The 20,899-nt window shown below is 57.9% G+C and carries 22 protein-coding genes; 4 read left to right on the forward strand and 18 right to left on the reverse strand.

The annotated features are described in order from the left end of the window. Window positions 1–10 precede the first annotated feature (10 nt). Window positions 11–1,861, reverse strand: a complete 1,851-nt coding sequence (locus VJU77_08730; protein HKP03428.1) for a dynamin family protein — start codon at window positions 1,859–1,861, stop codon at window positions 11–13. 93 nt (window positions 1,862–1,954) lie between these two features. On the opposite strand from VJU77_08730, the gene hflX reads away from it, so the two are divergent. Further along, window positions 1,955–3,262: a GTPase HflX gene (gene hflX / locus VJU77_08735; protein HKP03429.1), complete on the forward strand. Its 1,308-nt coding sequence runs from the start codon at window positions 1,955–1,957 to the stop codon at window positions 3,260–3,262. A gap of 9 nt (window positions 3,263–3,271) precedes the next feature. Here the strand turns inward: hflX and VJU77_08740 are convergent, their stop codons facing one another. The 6 genes from VJU77_08740 to VJU77_08765 all read right to left on the reverse strand — a co-directional run bounded on the left by VJU77_08740 (window position 3,272) and on the right by VJU77_08765 (window position 10,595). Next, window positions 3,272–3,715 carry a DUF5069 domain-containing protein gene (locus VJU77_08740; GenBank protein ID HKP03430.1) on the reverse strand — a complete coding sequence of 148 codons (444 nt, stop codon included), beginning with the start codon at window positions 3,713–3,715 and terminating at the stop codon, window positions 3,272–3,274. A 782-nt stretch (window positions 3,716–4,497) separates the two neighbouring features. Next, the gene (locus VJU77_08745) at window positions 4,498–5,169 is read right to left on the reverse strand and encodes a hypothetical protein (protein ID HKP03431.1); all 672 of its coding nucleotides are present in this window, start codon (window positions 5,167–5,169) and stop codon (window positions 4,498–4,500) included. Next, complete coding sequence (locus VJU77_08750) at window positions 5,166–6,128, reverse strand: RHS repeat-associated core domain-containing protein (protein HKP03432.1); 963 nt, start codon at window positions 6,126–6,128, stop codon at window positions 5,166–5,168. The genes VJU77_08745 and VJU77_08750 overlap by 4 nt, the downstream gene beginning before the upstream one ends. Then, window positions 6,100–6,768 (reverse strand): carbonate dehydratase, encoded by a 669-nt coding sequence (gene can / locus VJU77_08755; protein HKP03433.1) that lies wholly within the window; start codon window positions 6,766–6,768, stop codon window positions 6,100–6,102. The genes VJU77_08750 and can overlap by 29 nt, the downstream gene beginning before the upstream one ends. A gap of 291 nt (window positions 6,769–7,059) precedes the next feature. Continuing rightward, entirely contained in the window at window positions 7,060–9,099 is a 2,040-nt protein-coding gene (locus VJU77_08760; GenBank protein ID HKP03434.1) for a S41 family peptidase, read from the reverse strand. 173 nt (window positions 9,100–9,272) lie between these two features. Beyond that, complete coding sequence (locus tag VJU77_08765; GenBank protein ID HKP03435.1) at window positions 9,273–10,595, reverse strand: NAD(P)/FAD-dependent oxidoreductase; 1,323 nt, start codon at window positions 10,593–10,595, stop codon at window positions 9,273–9,275. A 69-nt stretch (window positions 10,596–10,664) separates the two neighbouring features. On the opposite strand from VJU77_08765, the gene VJU77_08770 reads away from it, so the two are divergent. Both VJU77_08770 and VJU77_08775 read left to right on the forward strand, forming a co-directional pair. Next, entirely contained in the window at window positions 10,665–11,057 is a 393-nt protein-coding gene (locus VJU77_08770) for a YciI family protein (GenBank protein ID HKP03436.1), read from the forward strand. 22 nt (window positions 11,058–11,079) lie between these two features. Then, window positions 11,080–11,835 (forward strand): tetratricopeptide repeat protein, encoded by a 756-nt coding sequence (locus tag VJU77_08775; protein ID HKP03437.1) that lies wholly within the window; start codon window positions 11,080–11,082, stop codon window positions 11,833–11,835. Between the two features lie 6 nt (window positions 11,836–11,841). Here VJU77_08775 and VJU77_08780 read toward each other — a convergent pair whose 3' ends face one another. Next, window positions 11,842–12,219, reverse strand: coding sequence for a hypothetical protein (locus VJU77_08780; protein ID HKP03438.1), 378 nt, complete (start codon window positions 12,217–12,219; stop codon window positions 11,842–11,844). A 95-nt stretch (window positions 12,220–12,314) separates the two neighbouring features. Here VJU77_08780 and VJU77_08785 point away from each other — a divergent pair, with 95 nt between their 5' ends. Further along, a complete protein-coding gene (locus VJU77_08785) occupies window positions 12,315–12,791 on the forward strand; it encodes a response regulator (protein ID HKP03439.1) in 477 nt (158 codons plus the stop codon). A gap of 84 nt (window positions 12,792–12,875) precedes the next feature. Here the strand turns inward: VJU77_08785 and VJU77_08790 are convergent, their stop codons facing one another. The 10 genes from VJU77_08790 to VJU77_08835 form a co-directional block, all read right to left on the reverse strand. Continuing rightward, window positions 12,876–13,577 carry a type II CAAX endopeptidase family protein gene (locus VJU77_08790; protein HKP03440.1) on the reverse strand — a complete coding sequence of 234 codons (702 nt, stop codon included), beginning with the start codon at window positions 13,575–13,577 and terminating at the stop codon, window positions 12,876–12,878. Continuing rightward, on the reverse strand, window positions 13,574–14,845 hold the full coding sequence (gene kynU / locus VJU77_08795) for a kynureninase (protein ID HKP03441.1): 1,272 nt from the start codon (window positions 14,843–14,845) through the stop codon (window positions 13,574–13,576). Before kynU ends, VJU77_08790 begins: the two co-directional genes overlap by 4 nt. Before the next feature lie 110 nt (window positions 14,846–14,955). Then, window positions 14,956–15,408, reverse strand: coding sequence for a VOC family protein (locus VJU77_08800; GenBank protein ID HKP03442.1), 453 nt, complete (start codon window positions 15,406–15,408; stop codon window positions 14,956–14,958). 28 nt (window positions 15,409–15,436) lie between these two features. Further along, complete coding sequence (locus tag VJU77_08805; GenBank protein HKP03443.1) at window positions 15,437–15,862, reverse strand: RidA family protein; 426 nt, start codon at window positions 15,860–15,862, stop codon at window positions 15,437–15,439. 30 nt (window positions 15,863–15,892) lie between these two features. Further along, window positions 15,893–16,180, reverse strand: a complete 288-nt coding sequence (locus tag VJU77_08810) for a DUF2277 domain-containing protein (GenBank protein HKP03444.1) — start codon at window positions 16,178–16,180, stop codon at window positions 15,893–15,895. A 103-nt stretch (window positions 16,181–16,283) separates the two neighbouring features. Next, entirely contained in the window at window positions 16,284–16,763 is a 480-nt protein-coding gene (locus VJU77_08815) for a hypothetical protein (GenBank protein ID HKP03445.1), read from the reverse strand. A gap of 65 nt (window positions 16,764–16,828) precedes the next feature. Continuing rightward, complete coding sequence (locus tag VJU77_08820; GenBank protein ID HKP03446.1) at window positions 16,829–17,125, reverse strand: MoaD/ThiS family protein; 297 nt, start codon at window positions 17,123–17,125, stop codon at window positions 16,829–16,831. A gap of 151 nt (window positions 17,126–17,276) precedes the next feature. Further along, entirely contained in the window at window positions 17,277–18,464 is a 1,188-nt protein-coding gene (locus VJU77_08825) for an exo-alpha-sialidase (protein ID HKP03447.1), read from the reverse strand. Window positions 18,465–18,595: 131 nt separating this feature from the next. After that, complete coding sequence (locus tag VJU77_08830) at window positions 18,596–19,357, reverse strand: alpha/beta fold hydrolase (GenBank protein ID HKP03448.1); 762 nt, start codon at window positions 19,355–19,357, stop codon at window positions 18,596–18,598. After that, complete coding sequence (locus VJU77_08835) at window positions 19,354–20,811, reverse strand: aldehyde dehydrogenase (GenBank protein HKP03449.1); 1,458 nt, start codon at window positions 20,809–20,811, stop codon at window positions 19,354–19,356. The genes VJU77_08830 and VJU77_08835 overlap by 4 nt, the downstream gene beginning before the upstream one ends. Window positions 20,812–20,899 lie beyond the last annotated feature (88 nt).

Here is a 20,899-nt window from a genome sequence, read left to right on the forward strand (position 1 = left end):
AAAGTCGCGATCACGCCGCTACCGAGGGGGCGTGGGTCGATTGGTTCACGCGAATGCGTTGCGAAACGATCACCATGTCCGAAGCGGCTTCGCCAATCTGGAAGGTTTCCTCCAGCAGCGGCGCATTGAAGGAGGCCTGGAGATCGAGACGAAAGAGCGACTCCGTCAGGGAGTGACGCACATCATAGAAAAGGCGATCGAAGATTTCGCCGAAATCGGCTTCCAAACGCTCTCGAAACCCCTGCTGAGAATCGCCGAGCCGCTGCTTGAAATCCTTGAGCACGCTCGACCGGCGCCAGAGCAGCCCCACCGCGATCAGAAAGATACCCGCGCCGAGGAAAATTCCGCCCGTGATATCGAGCCAGAGAATCGGCGAGAGCGCCGCGATAATGACTCCGACCAGTGCGAGGAGACTACCGGCAACGGCCAGTTTCCTTACCCCGGTGGTTTCCTCTAGCGCTCCCCGAAGAATGGTGTCATCCACCCGGATGCCCTCCAGTTTCGTCTGCAATAGTTTCAGGGTCCCCAATTGATCGGCAGCTTTCGGGAAAAGCACGTCGGCCCGGATCCGCTCGTGCCTTCGCGCAATGCTCTGATTCAGATCATTCATCATCGCGCGCATTTCGTTGAAAAGATCATTCGAAACCTGCGCGGCTTCGGCCTTGATTTCGCTTCGAGCCGATTTCTCAAATTTCCCCTTCACATCCTGGAGCCACGCCTCCGTGTTTTTGTCCCGCAAGAAAGGAACGGCGCGCCGCATGAGCTTGCCCACCCGCAGTCCTTTCGCAAAGTCGTCCTCCGATCGCCGGGCGAGGCTGTTGTAGGTGGCCGCGAGCTTATCGACAATCAACTGCTTCAAGCCCCTCGCCTTCTCCTCCCGCACATCCACCTGGCAAAGCAGCTCCTGGTAAAACGCGCGTTCCTCTTCCACCGCAATTTTCTCAGCCCGAAGGTGAGACAACAACCGCGTCATGACCGAGCGGATGGTTTGATAAGAGCCTTCCACCTTCATCCGCCACGCCTCGCCGCAGGCAATCGTGTTTTGGAGGAAGTTACGAAATTCGGCGAAAGCCTGTTCCGGAATGCCTTCCATCTCGCGCTTCGCCGAGAGGATGAAGACGGTCGGATTCTCGACCTGGCGTTCCCGCGCATATTGCTTCACGTGTTCGAGATTTGTGCTCAGCTCCGTCTGGCTCGCGCGGTCCGATTGCTGGAGAACGAAAACCATCTTGCGGTGCCACTCCTTCTTGATCAGGGTAAGCAACTCCCAGGCGGACTTGGTGTGAGGGTTCACCGCCGAAAAAACGAAAACGACGAGATCGCTTTGCGGGATGTAATTCTCCGTGATCGTCTGGTGATCTTTTACGATCGAATTGGTGCCGGGAGTGTCCACCATGGTGATTTCGCGGAGAACTTCTTTCGGCAGTGAGACCCGCTGCCACGATTCCCCCAGCGTTTTGACGCTACGTTCCGCGCCATAAATCAATTCCTGGATGCGGACGGTGCAGGGACCCGGCGCCACTTCGCAGACGTGTTCCCGAAGGAGCGCGTTGATGAAACTGCTCTTGCCCGCTTTCACTTCGCCGACGATGACGAGCAGCGCCGCCGCCTGAAGATTTGTCAGCCGAGCCCGAAGAATCTGGGTGGCTTCGATATCCGCGCATCTCTCCGCCAACCACAACGCACGTTGCAGCAAACTGCGGAGCGTCTCGAACTGCTGCTTCAATTCCGGACTCAGAATGTGAGGGGCAACCGCGCGATTCTCGCCTCCGTGTTCTGGGTGCAACTGTTCCATTTGGCTCATGCGGCGCCGATCATAACGACCGACTTCTTTCCTGCCTATTGGAATTTTGGAAATCATCCGAAGTTATTAACAACGGCTCTGGAATCGCCTTAAATGCGGGACGCAAATCCTCCACGACCCCTGCCATTCCTCTGCTAAATTGTCGGTCCGATGTTTGAGATCAAAGCCAGGGACAAAATGGTGGAGCGCGCCCTTCTCATCGGCGCGTACACCGACGCCGGCCAGAAGGCCGAGGCGCTGAGTTTGCTCGAGGAGCTCGAGGAACTCGTTGATACCCTTGGCATTCCGGTCATCGAGCGGAAGCTGGTTCATCATCGGGAACAGCACCCTCGCTACCTGATCGGCTCGGGCAAAGCGCAGGAGATTGTCGATCACGCCAAAGACCTGGAGTGCGATGTCCTGATTTTCGATAACGAGCTGAGTCCGTCGCAGCAACGCAACTGGGAAGAGCTCGCCGGCATGACCGTGGCCGACCGGCAGGAGATTATCCTCGATATTTTCGGCGCTCGCGCCCAAACCCGGGAAGCGCGCATCCAGGTGGACCTCGCCCGGATGTCGTATTCGCTTCCGCGTCTCACCCGCGCCTGGAGTCACCTCGGTCAGCAGGGGGGCGGCATTGGCGCCAAGGGCGAAGGCGAAAGTCAGCTCGAGCAGGATAAACGGAAGATCCGTCTCCAGATCGACCGCCTGAAGCGCGAGCTGGTGGCAGTCCGCAGTTCACGCGCCACCCAGCGAAAGGACCGCAAGCGGGCCCCGGTGCCCAACGCCGCGATCGTCGGCTACACCAACGTGGGCAAGTCGTCGCTCCTCCGCCGGCTCACCGGCGCCGATGTTCTGGTTGAGAACAAACTCTTTGCCACCCTCGATACGACCACGCGCAAAATCGCGCTCCCGAACAAGCAGCCGCTGTTGCTGACCGACACGGTGGGATTCGTGCGCAAGCTGCCTCACCAATTGGTCGAAGCGTTCAACGCCACTCTCGAGGAAGCCGCTCTCTCCGATTTTCTCATCCACGTCCTTGATGCGTCGCAGCCTGAAGTGATGGAATTTTACAATACCACCATGCGGGTCCTGGCCGATCTCGGCGCCGATACCAAACAGATGTTGGTGGTCTTCAACAAAGTCGACAAGGTGAGCGACCCGGCGGCGCTCTTTGCCCTGCGCCGGCATTTTCCGGAAGCGGTTTCGGTGTCAGCCAAGACCGGCGAGGGCATGCCAGAGTTGATCGAGCGAATTTCCGAATTCGTCGCGCGGGGAACCATGACCATTTCGCTCCGTCTTCCGGCAGAGCGGGCGGATCTGCTCGCGCGATTGCACCGCGAGGGCTCGGTCCACAATGTCCAGTACGAGGAAGGCTTTACCCTGGTCGCCGCCACGATCCCGACGCGGTCCTTGGAAGTGTTCGCGCCGTTTATCGCGGTCCCCCAACCGGCGACCCTGAACCCGATTGTCTCTTAAGGAGCGGCCCTACTTCAGGACGGCCTGATGAAATTCGTGCCAGTCGTCCAAGTTGTTCAGGTTCACCGCGTCCCTGGCGGCGGCACCGTCGTCGGGCAATCCACAGGAGCCCAGAATTTTCTTCCGGGTTTCATCGTCATGATTATACCCGCGGACCGAGGCGTTATGCTTCTCGATCGCTTCTGGCGTGAGGGTCTTCGCGTTCTTTTTCACCCACGCTTCGAACTCCGGATAGGTCGGCTTGTTTTGCTTGATGTAATCTTTCACTGCCTGCTCATCGAGCCCGAGGGCGGCACAAGTCATCGCGTCGTATCCGCGACCGATCCCAGGGTAACCCGCCGCCAGTTTGCCCGCCGCTTCAAGAGAGACCTTCTGCCAAAGCCGGGGCAGATGCAGAACGCCGAGAGGTCCGGCCGTGCCGGAACTGATTAATGGAACGTAAGTATCGCTCATGGTTTGCCGAGGCTAGCGAGCGCGCACCCGGAAAACAATCCGATTCAGCGACGCGGATCAACTCCTGCGATTCGTCGGTGAGCTGGCAATGTTGTTTGATCTGACGCGGGCCCATCCGGGCGTTGCAGTTCACTTTCCTGTCGGAACGAAAACGGGTGCGCTGTCTTTCGCGGGCCAGCTGGACGCGCTCGCGAATCGCGGCGGAAGGTTCTTCGGCGCGCGTGCTCGAGAGGTCGCGGTATTCGACGGCGGGCACTTCGATGTGGAGATCGATCCGGTCGAGGAGCGGACCGGAGGTCCGCCGGCGATAGCGCTGGACCTGAACCGGCCCGCAGCGGCATTCGCGTTTCAGATCGCCGAAGTAGCCGCAGGGAGATGGGTTCATCGCGGCGACAAGCATGAACTCGGAGGGAAAGGTGACGCTCCCGGCGGCCCGCGAAACCGTCACTTTCCCGTCTTCGAGCGGATGACCGTGTCAACACTTATTTACGCTGGTTCAACTCGACGGCCGCCGATCCCCGCGTCGGTGCCTCTTGGCCACACACCATCGGAAACCTAAGTGGGAACGCGCGCATTCACTAGGGTATTTCGATGCTCGAAGACCGAATCAGTCTCGAATCTATTGCGCTGTCACCAGAGGCGTGTCGATGTAACCAACCCCGACACAACGAGCATTTCCGGGAGGAGCCTCACTTTGGGTCTGTGTTTCCTGCTGCTCGATTGCTTAATTATACCGAGCGAATTTGCTGAGATTCTACGACTACCTCCTCCGCGTCCCTGACTCAGCGCCTGCCGGCTTGCCACACTTCTTCCAACAAAGCTAGCGAGCTCGCTCCTCCGAGGGCGACCACGGATTTCTTGAGCCTCTCTAACGAGCTATTAGGAAGATCCGTCGTGTAGTGTGAAATAATACTGATTGCCGCGTCTTTCTGTTTGTTCCAAACCATCAACACTATCGCGCTTTCAATATATGCTTGGTATCGGCTCGGCCTCATCTGTCGAAGCGCAGTCAAAATTTTCGCTGTCGCGTCTACTCTGCCGGTGCCGGCCGCTGTTCCCAATTCCAACGGATCACCATGATGGTTAAGGTGCAACGCTCCTTTACAGTCTAACAAAAAGGCGACCAAATCGAGATTGTCTGATTCGATAGCGTACCGCAGCGGGCTTTCCTCGGCAATTGCCGGATGGCGCTGGATTACGAACGATGGTTCGGCTCCAAGATCCACCAACGCCTTAACCGCTTCCAACTTCCCTAAACGACAAGCTGTAATTAATCCTGCATTTAGCTTGGCTTTCGGCACGCCGCGGACAGCTGCGACAAGCTGCTTGGTGTCTTCGTGATGAATCGCCGAAATCGCAGATTCAGGGAGTTCAAGCTCGGCCCAGTGCGCCCCTTGCGCCGTAGCGACAAGTAACAGTGAAGTAAGAATTAATACGCAAGGTCCTGCCTTCATCGGAAGGTCACCCCCCGTTGTGAGTCAACTTTCTTCCCAGCCCTGAAAGTGTTCCAAGTATTCTTAAGCCCCACGTCGTTCCCGTTAATCGTTCTTGGGTTAGTTTCCCCGACCGCACCAGACACAGAGATGTCGCCGCGCTGAAGTTTCGCAAGCTTTGCCGAGATATCTTGCGCCATCTCCGACGAATTGCATCCGAATAGTTTTACAGCGCCATCGGGTGCAACTGCTGTGGCCAGCGCATTGACAAGCGCGTCGATGGTCCTGGCGGTGGGTCCCACGACGGCCCCGTATGCTGCGGCCAGCGCAGTAGGGTTACCGTAAACTCCCGTCAGACTGTTACCCGTCAATGGCCCTTCGGGCGTTCCTCGAATACCGCCGCCACCGTCCGACCACATATGACCGTGAATTGCCAAACGTTCGACACCGGTCGTTGATGACAAGAGGCTAACCAAACTAGCCCCCGTAGGCGTTTCCACGGGCGATGTTCCTTGGAACATCGAAGCTCGCTGTTGAAAGGAGGTTGTGTCCCGCGGGTCGTCGGCGTTTGAAAAGAAAACTGCCATCGGATCCAAGCCCAAGGGATCGTTTTTATTTACCGGACCATTGTGGCAGTAGCGGTAAAGATTCAATTCGGATGCGATGAACGTCTCCGGAGCACCGCCCGTCATATACAGGGCCTTTTGCTCCGCCGAAAGCTTTGCGCCTTCAATTTGCAGGCCCAGCGGGTCTGTCTGGATAAAGCGCCCCAGCTCAGGGTGGTAAATCCGGTACCGGTAATCGTAAAGGCCGAGGGTGTAAATATACTCCCTCCCAGTGAACAGAAACCGGTTTCCATGGTTGCTGATCGGACGGTCACCTCCGTCCCACCCGGTGATGGTCGGCTTGCCGAAAACGTCATACGTGTATTTCTCCAGGCCCGGATTCGGCTCAACGTGGCTCGCCGGCGTTTTGGCCACTTGATAGAGCACCGATGGCTCGTTCGTAAACCCGTCCGATTTTTTGAGAGTCGCTAACGGTGACGTCGAGGTCCCGGAGAAGCCCGCCATGGAGTCCGTAAATCCACCCGTGGATCGCTAGTTCCTGGCCACGCTCCCACGCATCCCGGGCGATGGTCGTGCAACAGACGTTGGTCACCTGCTCGACCACATTCAGCTCACACAGCCGATCCACCGCTTCCGTTTCCGCCGCTTTCGCCAGCAACTGGCGGTGCTTTTCCCTGACATCTTGAATATGCCGAAGCCAGTTGTCGCTCAGGCCCAGGCGATCGCCCCGCAACGCCGCCCCCACCCCGCTGCACCCATAATGTCCGCAGACAATGATGTGGCGCACCTTCAGGATATCGACCGCGAACTGCATTACCGACAGGCAGTTCAGGTCCGTGTGCACGACCAGGTTGGCGATATTCCGGTGAACAAACAATTCGCCCGGCGCCAGGCCGACAATCTGGTTCGCGGGCACCCGGCTGTCCGAGCAACCGATCCAAAGATATTTCGGGGACTGTTGCCGGGAGAGCTCGAGAAAGAATTCCGGTTTTACCTGCCGAATTCCTTCGGACCAGGCCCGGTTATTTTCGAAAAGGTGGTGGAGGGTCTCCATGTGTCGGCAAAGGCGACGCAACGTAGACAGGATGCGTTAGTTTGCCAACCGCTCAATGTGGCGAACGAATCGAATTCCATCGGCAAATTGGGCGGAACGTCGGCCGCGGTAACCCGCTCCAACCTTAACCAAGGGCGCGATCCTCCCCGGCCGGTTTTCCGTTCGCTGCATTGAGTAACGGCTTCGTCCTCATTGGCAACGTGAAAAAGACGGTCCACGAACTCGCCCATCTTCATGCCGAGACCGGGAAATCGCGCTCGTGTCTGGAGCAACAAAGATTAGTGATCCAGGTTATATCTGCAGGCGGGTGCTGACCACGAGTTCTCCGGTCCGGTACCCGTTGGCTCTCAAATTACTTCCTCTCGGCGCCGGAGTTGGCAGGTCGACCGTTAGCGAGTCGGCCATAACATTCTGCGACGCTACTGGACGATCATTCAAAAAGACATCGAGACGATCGATATTGCTGCACTGGGCCGTAAATTGTCGGAGCGGGGACGCTGCGGCTGGGGACAAGCGGAGTGTCTGTTTCGGAAGGCCGGCAAGAATCTTGGCGCAAGCTGCGATGAGGTCCTCATTATTTCCGACCACGTCCGTTTTCGTTATGTAATAGCGAACATCAGGCACAACTCCGTAATCTTCGACGGGACTGCCGGATCGATTCCCAACCCTCGTGCAGCGTCGCGCAGCGACGCGCATTCCGGCTCCCTGCGGAAGAGGGACGAATGGGTTAGTCGGCTTAATGGCCAAGCGCTGAAGAAAGCCCGCATCCCAGACGTTCGCTCCGCCCGCTCCGGTGCTGGCATGGCAACCAAGGATGGTCCCAATCTGGTGGTCTTGAAACCCGGCAGAAAAGATGTCCGTCGTGCTATAGCAAAGAGCATCCGTGACTAACACGACTGGTCCTTGGTACATCTGTCCTAGCTCATTGCACGCCTTCGGGTCGGTCAGGGGAAAACCCTGCGAGAAGCTTGCGCCGGATTCGAGTCCCTGAACGATCGTCTCGTTCCAGGCATCGAGTCCGTTCTCTGGCGTGGCCATCGTTAAAGTCAAGGGAGTGGCAAGGAAATGAAATGGCTCGGGCGTAATCTCCCAAGGAGTGAGCATCTGCAAAATGCGCTCCCCGATATTGATGTATCCACCCCCATTGCCGCGAACATCGAGGATCAGGCCGGTCTGTGGAAGCGTGGCAAGAATTCGTCCCATTTCCGCTACCACGCGATCAACCACGTTGGAATCCTCCGAGTTTGGCGCAAACGACTTCAGCCGAATATAGGCGACGGTTCCGGACGGGGTCTTAACTTCTCCGAAGCGAGGAAATACTTCTGGAAAAACACTTACCGCTGACCGCGCGGGAGCGGGAACAGGCGCGGCGGCGGCCGATCCCTCCAGGTGGGTTGTGGCCTCCTCCTCCACAAAGACGGCCTGGGGATCGAAGACGAGCTTGCGGACCCGATCCAGAAGGACTCGATTCAAATCCAACCCCAATGCCAAGCTCGCCCCGACGGCATCGTTCAGTCCCGCAAGCAATGCCACCCGATCGAATGCATCGATCACTTCCCAGTCGAAGCGGGATTCGTAGGTCTTGGTTCCGTTCGTGTAGGTCAGATTCACCCAGTCCTCGTCCGGTGGCAGAGACATCCCGAGCCAGCGCAGGGTAAGAGCCTCTATTCCCTGAGCCCGGCGCGCATCTGAATTACTGCCGGCTTCCCGATTCCCGTTCCGGGCCACGGCCAGGTCGATGGGGCTTCCGTTCCAATGCGTCACAATCATTCCCTCTTTGAGACTGCTGACGGTGTTCACGGGCGATACCCACGAGACGATGTAATTCCGGATCCGAGCGGTGGTGTCCGGGTTTGGAGCTACTCCACCTTGTTCGTAATACTCTTCCACCCGGAAGGGTAGGAAAGCGAACTTCTGAGCATAACCGGTGGGGAGAATGTAATTGGTGTGCAAGTCTCGAAGACCTAGGAACACATCCATTAGCGCGGAATGAAATGCCCGTTCGTCTAGTCCCGCCTGGCGGAGGCGGAGCAGCCGGAGCGACTGGATCGGGTCGTTCGCGTGCAAAGCACGTTTGAGCGGCAAATGCGCGTACACCTTATCGAGAATGTCGAGCGCCTGGTCGATGAGCAGCTCGCGCTCCTTTGAGGTGAGCGGTATAACTGTCGATCGGTAGTCGGCGAGTTTGGTCCGTCCAGCGAGGTGCGTATCCACTGCCGAGATCGTGTCCGCCTTCGACATTTTCGGCCGGTACGGCACTGCTCCTCTGACCCTTACAGTAGCTGCGTTGACCAGCTTCTTGTTGCGAGCGTCACCCTTAGTCTTGTTCATCCGCGTTTACTACGGGCCACGCAGATAGAAGTTCCGTTGAATTCAAACAAGGCGTCGGGGCTTGTGAAATTTTGGCAGAAGTGAACGAGGAGAATCGGAGGTCGGATCAGCGTGGTTGGTATAGAGCGGGCCGATGAGCTCGTTCGCAAGCTGGGCGATGTCGGTGCTCCGAACTAGAACAGCCGGGCTACCAACAGCGCGACCAGCAGAAGGAGAATTCCAAGCCCGCCGTACACGATGGCGTCCTGGACGCGCGCGCGTGTTGCGGCCACCGCGTACGGCATCCGGGTGAAGGTCACCATCGTGTAGAGCGGGAGATAAATACCGGGCATCCAGCCTTCGAGCCAATGGTCGAGCTTTTTCTTGGCCCGGAATCTTTTTGAGGCGGTTTTGTCGCGCATCTCGACAAAGTTTTCGATCGCCAGATCGGCGAGCGCATCGGTGTTCTCCTTCCGGCGGGAAAAATAATGGGCGAAGGCGACCTTCCGGTTATCGGAGAATTCGGCCAGGCATTCATCGAGCACCACACAATCCTCGAATGCAGCGTTCATTCCCTGGCCATAAAACGGCACCACCGCATGCGCGGCGTCCCCGACCAGCGCGACCTTGTCGCGGTAGAACCAGGGAGCGCAACGAATCGTCACGAGCGATCCAGTTGGATTTTCTCGAAAATCTTCGAGCAACGTGGGCATGAGCGGGACGGCGTCGGGGAACTCTTCGTCGAAGAAACGCCGGACATCTTCGTCGGTCGTGGTCGTTTCGAAGCTGCGCGGCCCTTTGAATTCCCAGAAGAGCGTGCAGGTGAAGGAACCGTCCGGGTTTGGAAGCGCGATCATCATGAAGCTTTTGCGCGGCCAGATGTGGAGCGCTTCTTTTTCCATGCGCCACGATCCGTCCGGCGTGGGCGGAATAGTCAGCTCCTTGTAACCGTGCGGGAGGTAGCTCTCGTCGTATTGGAAACCGCCGATTTGTTTCTGCATCGATTGCCGGACGGCGGAGAACGCGCCATCGACTCCGATGACGGCGTCGCCGGAGGCAGAGACAAGTTGAGCGTTTGAGGAATCGGTGAATCGCGCCGTGGCCGAGTCGAGGTCGACCTCCGTGCACCTGTGATTGAAATGCACCCGGACGTTCGGGTGACGCAGGGCGGCTTCAATCACCGTGGTGTTGAGCGCGGCGCGCCCGATCGAATTGATGAATTTGTTCGGGTTGCGATCGTAAGGTGAGAAATGAAGCTCGCCTGATTTGTCGTGGATCATGCGGCCCCGCATCGGGATGGCGTGCTGGAGGACTTCCGGCGCAATGCCGAGCTGCTGAAGCGCATGGATCCCGCGGGTCGAGAGGGCGAGGTTGATCGAGCGTCCCCCGACGATGTTGCCTTCTCGCGGATCGCTCCGCCGTTCGTAAAGCTCCACCTGGTGTCCACGCTTACCAAGAAACGCGGCGAGCAATCCCCCGGCAAGGCCACTCCCGATCAGCACAAATTTTGTTGCCATAAAATCAATCCGCGGCCGAAATCATCTCGCACAACGGCCACAAAGGACACAACTTAGCCGATCTCGACAATGAAACATTCTTATCTCGCCCTGCTCGTCGCTTCGATCTGTTTTTGTCTCGCGGCAAGATCCTCGTTCGGAGAAGAACCAAAAACCGATAAGCCGCAGCAATTCATTTACGTGCTCCGGCTCGTCCCGCGGCTGCATTCCGATTCAGCCTGGACCAAGGAAGACAACATGGTGATTTCGCGTCATTTCACGCGCTTTCAACACGCCATCGAGACCGGCGAGCTGATCCTGGCCGGGCGAACGAAGGAGCCGGGCGACAAAACTTTCGGCATCGCGATTTTCGAAGCGAAGGACGAAGCCGCCGCGCGCGCCTTCATGGAAAGCGATCCTGCCGTAGTGGCCGGCTTGATGACCGCGGAGCTGCACCCGTTTTCGGTGGCGCTCAAGCGGTGAAGATTGTTCGTTAATCAAGTCGATGACTTTTCTCCGCCACCTGGCTCTTGGTCTGGCCGCTTTTCTATGGGCAGTTCTCAGCAGCCCGTTCCTCAACGCCGCTCCTTCCGATGATCCAGACAAGGACCCTGACCTGCCGAAGCGCCTTCACGAGGCGCGCGCCTTGATCGACGACAAAAAACCGCAGCCCGGGATAGCGATTTGCGACAAAGTGATCGCGGCCTTCCAGGCGCATTACGGGAAGAGCAAACACAAGATTTATTGCGCGCGCAGCCAAACTGAGAACCTGGCCTACCTGGTCACGGCCGCGGCAGCAATGAGCAAGGGAGAGTTTGATAAAGGCAAAAAGGATGCGATTTGCCTGTCGTCCACCTGGGCAAACGCATTCTATATTAAGGGTTACGCGCTGCAGGAACTGCGGCGCCTAGCGGAAGCCAAGGCGGCACTCAAAAGGGCGATCGAATTTTCGCCACAACATTCTCAATATCTTTCGGAACTCGGGAGCCTTTATGTGCTCGAGAAGAATTGGGATGACGCCATGAAAACCTTCCTGGCCGCCGAGGACGATGCCGCGATCTCGCCAGATGATGTGCGGAGCGACGAATTAGGACGGGCTCGGCGTGGAATCGGTTACGTCCTCGTCGAGCTCGGCAAATTGGACGAGGCGGAAAAGAAATACGAACAATGCCTCGCGGATAATCCGAAGGATTCGCGCGCGGCCGAAGAATTGAAATATGTCCGCAATCTGAAGGCGAAGAAGCGCGGAAACCTTAATTAATCCGGTTCACGGCTGAAAGATGGCCGGGAACTTGAAGCGGTAGACCCAGAGAAGGAAGAGCGCCAGAACGGCGGTCGCCAATGCAATCGGCAGGCCCTGCGTTTCGAGGAAGATGTGGAAGAGAACGATGTTGACGATTATCGGGCCGAGAAAAGTGAGTCCGAGAGGAACAAAGCGCGCGCCGAGAAGCAGACAAAGGCCGCCCAGAACCTGAAACACCGCGATGGCCTGCATATAGCCACTGCTCATTAACGCGTTAATGAATTCCCCGGCATGTCCCGACATTTCCGGCGGTGGCCCCATAAACTTGAAAAACGCGTTCGAACCGAAGACGACGAACATGAGACCGAGCAGGACGCGAACAATGATGATGACGTATTTCATAGAGCGGCCCCGTGTTAACGCAGTCCGGCGCGAAATGAAATGCCTATTTGCGGCCAATCGCCCGTAACGCCCTGACAAATCGCTAACGTTGAGCTATGACTGTCAGGCAACAGGCCCAATTTCGAATTATGGCGGACGAAAAACCACAGACCTCGACCCAGCAGGCCGTCCACCCGCTCCCGCTCAAAGCGGTCCTCGTGGTGGACGACGACAAGCAACTCGCCTCGGCGTTGCAATGGATCCTGGCCGATGAAAATTATCTCGTCGACGTCGCCTTCGACGGAGAAGAAGCGCTGCTCAAGCTAAAGGTTCACGAATACGATGTGATCATCTGCGATCTGCTCATGCCCCGGATGCGAGGCGACGAGTTTTATTTGCAAGCGAACGAACTGCGGCCGGACGTAGGAGAACGTTTCATTTTCATCACCGGTTTCGCGGCCGATTCCCACAACAAGGAATTTCTGAGCCGGCGGGGTATCAGGTACTTAATCAAGCCGTTTCCGATCAATGACTTGATCGCGGCAGTTCAGGAACTGTTGGCCGAGCACTCTGGCGAAGCGGAACCTGGATAGCCGCTCCAACAACACTCTTCCGGCACGGAAATCACCGTAGCCGGTCACGATTCGCTTGGTGCGAATAGCGGGACAATCCGCAAATCATTTGAAGAAGAATTGGGCGACCGTCGTTTCCCATTCCCAGTAAATCATGGCGTAGGCGGCGAGATCGAACGCGACATGCGCAATCATTAGGAAGTAGAGCCGTCCGGTCACGGCGAAGATCGAGCCGAAGATCAATCCAACCACAGTCGAGTTTTGAACGCCCATGGTCCCTTGAAAACCGTAGTGGGCCCAGCCGAACCAGGCTGACGTTATCAGGATTGCGAGCACCTTCACCCACAGCGCGTCGCCGAGCAGGCTGCGAAAGCGCTCGAAGGGCCACCCGCGGAAGATCATCTCTTCGCCGAACCCGGCTCCAATAACAATGATGTAGAGCATCGCCGGAATTTCCGCCGGGTTATGCGCGAGATAATGGAAAGGGCCGTTGACCGGAGGCGCACCCAGCAATGGCATCACGATCGATTTCATGGCGAACTTGAGCGCGACACCGAAAACACATCCAAGCGCAATCGTGCGGGGCCAGCTGCGAGGCCGCGCCAGGCCGAGCTCGCGCCATGGCGTTTTCGACAGCCAGGCCCAGACGAGAATGAGAATCCCGCTCAGCGGGACGAAGAGCAGGTTCCCTCCGAGGATGATCACGCCCGCGACGATCCCGAGAGGGCCGAAACCGCGCAGATGCTTCGCGAGCCGATCTTCCTGTAGCGGCGGTCTCGGACCGTCGACTCCTTCCGCGTCGTTCACCGAGGTGCGCTCATGATCTGCGCGAATCGCCAGACATCGTGGAACGAATTGTAAAGCGGTGTCGGCGCGGCCCGGATGACATTGGGCTCGCGGAAATCCGCTTTTACTCCTGCCGCTTCAAGCTCTTCGTGCAATCGCTTCGGATTCTGATGGGCCAGGATCGAGAGCTGGCAGCCGCGCGCCTCCGGTTCGCGGGGCGTGATCACGGTGAAGCGATCCGACCCGGCGCGCTCCAGGAGAAACTCGAGATAACCAGTGAGCTTCTTCGATTTCTCGCGAAGCGGCCCCATTCCCCCGGCCTCATCGAAGATGGCAAGCGAGGCGATGAGCGGCGCCATGGAGAAAATCGGCGGGTTACTGATCTGCCAGCCGTCGGCGGAAGGAACCGGAATGAATTCCGGATTAAGCTGCATCCGGAAGCGCGTGTTCGGATCGTTGCCGAACCAGCCGGCCAAGCGCGGCAACTGCGTGTTGGTCGCATGCCGTTCGTGGACAAATGCGCCCGCGATCGCGCCTGGGCCGGAGTTCAGATATTTGTAGGAACACCAGACGGCGAAATCGACGTTCCAATCGTGCAGCGACAGCGGCACGTTGCCCACGGCATGCGCGAAATCGATGCCGACGGTGATGCCGTGTTTCCGCGCCGCTGCGGCGATCGCCGGAATATCAAAAAACTGGCCCGTGAAGAAATTCACCGCGCCGATCAGCACCAAGGCGAGGGAATCAGCGTTGCGTTCGATTAACTCGACAATGTCCTCTGTGCGCAAGATCGCTTCGCCTTCGCGCGGATGCGCCACGAGCAACGTCTCCTTCGGCGTGAGCCCATGATGAACGATCTGCGTTTTGATCGCGTAGTTGTCGGAAGGAAACGCGGGGTCTTCCATCAGGATTTTAAAGCGCGCCCCGGTGGGCCGGTAAAATGTCGCCATCATCAGGTGGAGATTCACCGTCAGGCTGTTCATGGCGATCACCTCGACCTGCTTCGCCCCCACCACTCGCGCCATCGGTTCACGCAGATTCTCGTGGTAGGAATACCAGGGCGTGGCCGCTTCCAGGTGCGCGTCGACGCCGAGCCGCGCCCAGTCATCCAATTCCTGTTCGACAATCTGCCTCGCCGATTTCGGCATGAGACCCAGCGAATTGCCGGCGAAATAGATGAGCGGCTGGCCGTTCTTGCCCAACGGCATATGGAATTTCTCGCGGAACGAGCGCAACGGATCGTTCGCATCCATCTGGCGCGCGAAATCTTCCTCAGGAGAAAAATCCATTGAACCGCAGATTACGCAGATTTCGCGGATTCAAAAAGGAAAGCACTGTTCCGCAAGCTAAATTTCCCCGCCTCTTATCCGTGCCATCCGCGTCATCCGCGGTCCAATTCTCAGCTCGGCATCTGCATCAACTCGATAGTCGTCCCGTCGGGGTCGCGGACGTAGATGACGCGCTTGCCGGCATTCGGACCCACGGTCAGCGTTTGCGGTTTTCCGGCGGCTTTCCAGCCAGAATCCGCCATTCGCTCCAGGATTTCTTCGAGGTTCTCCACCGTCAGCGCAATGTGGACATGGCCCAGATCGCAGGGACGAAGGTGATTCTGTTTTTTGCGATCGATCGGTGCGCGGTATTCAAGCAGCTCGATCTTGTGTCCTGGCGCCTTGAGAACCGCGATCACGATCTCCGCCCCGGCAACCCCGGTAATCTGTTCGGCGAGCTCGCCCTTTTGATGGGCACGATGGGAAAGCTCAAATCCAAGAACATCCCGCCAGAATGCGAGCGAGCGCTCGATGTCCGAGACCGTGATTCCGGTGTGATCGGCCGCGAGGATTCGAAAAGACATTACGCAAGCCGGTTTGATGGCCGCGCGCCTATTTGAACGCCGCGATCACTTTCAACTCGATCGCGATCGGCGTGGGCAGCGAGATAATTTCGATCGTGGTCCGGGTCGGGTTCGGTTTTCCTTCCCCGGCGAAATACTCGGCGTAGAGTTTGTTATAGATTGCGAAGTCGTCTTTCATGTTCGTGAGGAACACCGTGACATCGACGATGTCGTTCCAGCCCGCGCCGGCATCTTCCAGGACGAGCCGCACATTTTCAAAAACGGCGCGGCATTGCGTCTCGATGTCGTAACTGACGATGTTGCGCGCCGCGTCGAGCGTTACGCCGGGAATCTCCTTGCTCCCGCGCACCCGCGGTCCGATCCCGGAAAGAAACAACAAATTCCCGACCCGCTTCGCATGGGGGAAAGCGCCGACGGGTTCCGGCGCGCGTGAGCTTTCAAACGATTCCGGCATGAAATCACCTCGTTGTCAGAGTCCAAACGCTCACGCGTAGCGATGCTCGGGAATCGCAAACCGTTTCGCCGAACGCGCTCGCGCTTTGGCCGCTTCAGTCTCGCGATCGCGCGGCGGCGCGTTGCTGACGAGCGACGCGAGCAGATGTTCGGCGGCATGCGTAACGTCGTGCACGGCGCGGTTGAAGGCTTCTTCGTTCGCTTTCGAAGGCCTCGTGAAACCGCTCAGCTTGCGGACAAACTGGAGCGCGGAGGCGTGCACTTCGTCGTGGGTCGCCGGGGGCAGGAAGTTATGCAGGGTCTTGATATTTCGGCACATGATGATGGGAAGTAAGAATTAGGAATTAAGAAAAAAGAACCTGGAAGCAAGCCTTGAGATCATAAGAGAATAAGTTTTGAAAACGAGCTGCACTGTTACAGCCTCAGGCGTCCCACTCCGTGACCACCTGGCCGTCGACCTCGTACTCGACCGTTTTGCAATCCGGAGCGTGCAATTTGACTGTCTTTTCCAGGGCTCCTTGAATCGATTGCGAAAGCGAGATGGGGCTATCGAGATACAACATCGCGTCACCCGAGAAACGCAGCGTCACGGTTTTTCCCTTTTTGCGAACGCCCCGAAAATACTGGTAGAGCGGCCCCTTTTTCTCATAAGCCACCCTTCCGACCGACTCCGGAAAGAATGGTGCGGTTAGGCTCTTATTCGGAGCCTGCGGTGAGAGGGTAAGGAGGGCGAAAACGATCGTATCAAGCGATTTGAAATCGCCTGGGACCGTGGTTTCTACAAAGGGGTTCTTCTCTCCGTCGGCAACTTTTTTCGAATCGGGCAGGATGATTTTCGTGTCGGCGCACAGGGGCGTGGCTGCGGCCAGGATAAAAAGGCAGATCAGATATCGGCAGCGCATATTTTTAACTCCATTAGAAGGTCAGTCTCATAGGATCCCTGGGGGTTAAGGTTCGGCCCGTCTCTTCACCCGCCGGCAATCGCGCCCATGATGAAGAACGGCTCGCTCCCATTCGCGATGGCGTCCGGCAATGGAGTGTCTGGCGATTCGTGGGACAAATCCTCGCCGCAGACGAAAAAGCGCACCATCGGGCGGCGTTTAAGGGTGCCGTGATCGCGGATAGTTCCCTGGAGCATGGGATACTTGGTTTCCAGAGCGTCGAGCACGGAATGGATCGTCGCCGAACCGTCGAGGTCGAGCTGAACTTCTTCAGTCACGCGAGCGAGAGTCCGGAGATGGTGTGGAAGGACGATGCGAATCATGGTTTCAAAATCCCAAATCCCAAACTCCAAATCCCAGGTAAGATTCAAATTCCAAAATCCAAAGCCGAGTTTCGCCGCCCGCTGTGATTTCGTTGGCCATTGAGATTTGTTTGAGATTTGGACCCTGGGATTTGGGATTTACCGCCGCGCGTTAGCGCAAGGTCTGCACTTCTACTGATAGGACGGCGGGTAAGTCGCGCACGATCGCTTTCCAGTTATCCCCTCCATCCGGCGAACAATAAACCTGTCCGCCAGTGGTCCCGAAATAAATTCCGCACGAATCCAGCGAATCGACTGCCATGGCATCGCGCAGCACGTTTACGTAACAATCCTTCTGGGGCAGACCCTTCGTTAGTTCCTCCCATTCGTTCCCGCCGCTCCGGCTGCGATAGACGCGCAGTTTGCCGTCGAGTGGAAAATGCTCCGAGTCGCTCTTGATCGGAACGACGTAAATGGTTTCCGGCTCGTGGGCGTGAATGTCGATCGGGAACCCGAAATCGGTCGGCAGATTTCCGCTGACCTCGCGCCACGAGTCGCCGGCGTCATCGCTCCGCATGATGTCCCAGTGTTTCTGCATGAAGAGCGTCGACGGACGGGAGGGATGCAGGGCGATGTGATGAACGCAGTGGCCGACTTCCGCTTTTGGATCGGGAATGTATTGCGAATGGAGACCCTGGTTGATTGGTTTCCAGGTCTGGCCGCCGTCGTCGGTTCGAAAGGCGCCCGCGGCCGAGATCGCGATGAAAATTCGCCGCGGGTTCTTAGGATCGAGCAGGATCGAATGCAGACACATCCCGCCCGCGCCCGGCTGCCACTGCGGCCCCGTACCATGTCCGCGCAAACCGGGCAGCTCCCGCCAGTTTTGGCCGCCGTCCTTAGACTCGAACAAGGCGGCGTCTTCCACGCCGGCATACACGTGATTGGGATCGGTGAGCGACGGTTCGAGATGCCAGACCCGTTTGAATTCCCAAGGATGCTGGGTGCCGTCGTACCACATGTGGGAGGTGAGTGGCTTGCCGGTTTCCGGTGAAACATCGTAGGCGAACTTGTTGCTCTCCCCTTTCGGCATTCCGTCGGGGGTGGTCGTCGGTTCCCCTGGGGCGAGCCCGGGCTGGAACCAGGTTTTCCCGCCATCATCCGACCGTTGAATAATTTGTCCGAACCATCCGCTCGTCTGCGACGCGTAGATCCGGTTTGGATCCACGGGTGAGCCTTTCAGGTGGTACAACTCCCACCCCGCGAAAAACGGCCCGTTCACTTCCCAATTCTCCCGCTTCCCATCCGCCGTCAGGACAAAGGCCCCTTTGCGCGTCCCGACCAAAACTCGAACTCCGCTCATGTTTTATCCTCCGTCGTTATCGTCCTCGTCCTCGCCCGCCACGCCGTAGCGTCAGCGAAGGCGGGTGCTCGAAGAAATTTGTAACCGCGGATTACGCGGATGAAAACGGATTTCTTGTTCGGCCCACTCCGTCATTGCGGTGATTTCCTCCGTTGCTCGGCCAGCCATTTGAGCACGTCGGGGCGATCGAAAACATCGAGGATGTAATGGTCGCGATCGGGGAAAAGGGTGAACTGCGGATGGCCGCCAGCTGCGACAACCGCGTCGACCAATTCCTTGATTTCCTTGACCGTCGTGAATTGATCGTTCGCACCATGAAACACCCAGAGCGGAATCGCAGAAAGTTTCTCGGCCCATCCTGTGATCGGGCAAACCGGGCTCAATGACAATACCGCGGCAAAACGTCCAGGCATTTTGTAAGCCGCGTAAAGTGCGCCCCGCCCCCCCATGCTGTGTCCGGCGACGTAGACGCGATCCGGGTCCACCCGGCAGGTGGCCATAACCTCATCGACCACAGCCGCAAGCCCGTCCATATCCGTCCAAATTTCTCCCGGGTGACATTGCGGCGACACGACGATGAAAGGGAAGTTCGGATCAGCTTCGGCCTTCTGCGCTACGCCCAAGCGCTTCATTTTGGTGATGTCGCTGCCACGAACCGACCCGCCATGAAGATAGAGAATGAGCGGATACCGATCCGAGTTTCCAGCATATCCCTTCGGCAGAGACAAGACGTATTGAACCCGGGCGTGATGCGACACGACCTTCTCCAAGGTGTAGTTTTGAATTCGCGAAGAAGAATTCGTCGGCCTGTTTTCCGTTGTCTGCGCGCTACTCGTTCCGACCACCCATGCCGTCAGTAGCAGAAAAACTAACGGCTCTTTTCGATTCATCATTTCGCGATGCAGACGTTCTTGGGCTCGGTGAAGAAGCGGAGGGCTTCTTCGCCGCCTTCACGGCCGACGCCGCTTTGTTTCATGCCGCCGAAGGGGACGCGCAGGTCGCGGACGAGCCAGCAGTTTATCCAAACGGTGCCGGTATGGATCTTTTCGGCAACGCGGTGGGCGCGGCTGAGATTCTGGGTCCAAACGCTCGAAGCCAGGCCGTATTCGTTGTCGTTCGCGTAGCCGACCACTTCCTCCTCGCTGTCGAACGGCGTGATGGTGACGACCGGGCCGAAGATTTCTTCGCGGTTTGTCCGGCAGGAAACGGGGAGATCGGTAAGGACAGTCGGTGGGAAAAAATAGCCTGCGCGGCAACGATCGTTAATCGATTCCGGCGCTTTCCCGCCGAGAACCACTTTGCCACCTTCCTTTTGCGCGAGGTCGACGTAGAACTTCACTTTGTCGAGCTGGGTCTGGCTCACGATCGCCCCTTGCTCCGTTTTTTCGTCGAGCGGGTCCCCCTGCTTCAACTGGCCGACCTTCCCGACGAAACGATCGACGAAATCGTGGTAGATCGAGCGTTCGACGAAAACGCGCGAGCCGCAGAGACAAACCTGGCCCTGGTTCGCGAAGGACGACCGGACGCTGCCGGCAATCGCGGCCTCCAGATCGGCATCCGCAAAAATGATGTTCGGATTCTTCCCCCCGAGCTCGAGCGAGACCTTCTTGAACAACGGCGCAGACGTCTCCGCAACTTTGCGGCCCGTGACGGTACCGCCAGTGAACGAGATCGTGCCAATCTTTGGATGCGCGGTTATGGCCGCGCCGACGTTGGGCCCGGTGCCATGCACGACGTTGAGGACGCCCTTCGGCAAACCCGCTTCCGCGCACAGCTCGCAGAGAAGAAATGCCGTCATCGGCGTGAGCTCACTCGGCTTGGCGATGGCGGTATTCCCAACGGCAATGGCCGGCGCAATTTTCCAGCTCAACAGATAAAGCGGCAGATTCCAGGGCGAGATCAATCCGGCGATCCCACGCGGCTGGCGCAGGGTGTAATTGAACGCCACGCCGTCGGTGACGTGCGCTTCATTTTCGGTGTGAAGAATCGCGGTGGCGAAGAAACGGAAATTGCTGGCCGCCCTCGGAATGTCGAGCGACCGGGCGAGCGAGAGCGGCTTGCCGGTGTCGATCGATTCCGCGCGGGCGAGTTTTTCGAGGTCGCGTTCGATGAGGTCAGCGATGCGAAGCAGAATGCGGGAGCGATCAGCCGCAGGTGTCTTCGACCACTCCGGAAAAGCTTTGTCCGCCGCGGCCACGGCCAGCTCGACGTCGCGGGCCTCGCTGTCGGGCACCTGGGAGTAGGGCTTTCCTGTCGCGGGCTCGATATTCTCGAGATATTTGCCGCCAAGCGGTTCGAGAAATTGGCCGTCGATGAAATTGCGGATCCTCAGCATCTCGGAAGACATCGGGAATTCTTTAGCCACAGATTAACACGGATGAAACACGGATGAAGATTGTTTCAATTCTTTCCGTCCGTGGCAATCCGTGTTCATC

The sequence above is a fragment of the Chthoniobacterales bacterium genome, from assembly GCA_035274845.1.
Taxonomy (GTDB): Bacteria; Verrucomicrobiota; Verrucomicrobiia; order Chthoniobacterales; family UBA10450; genus AV80.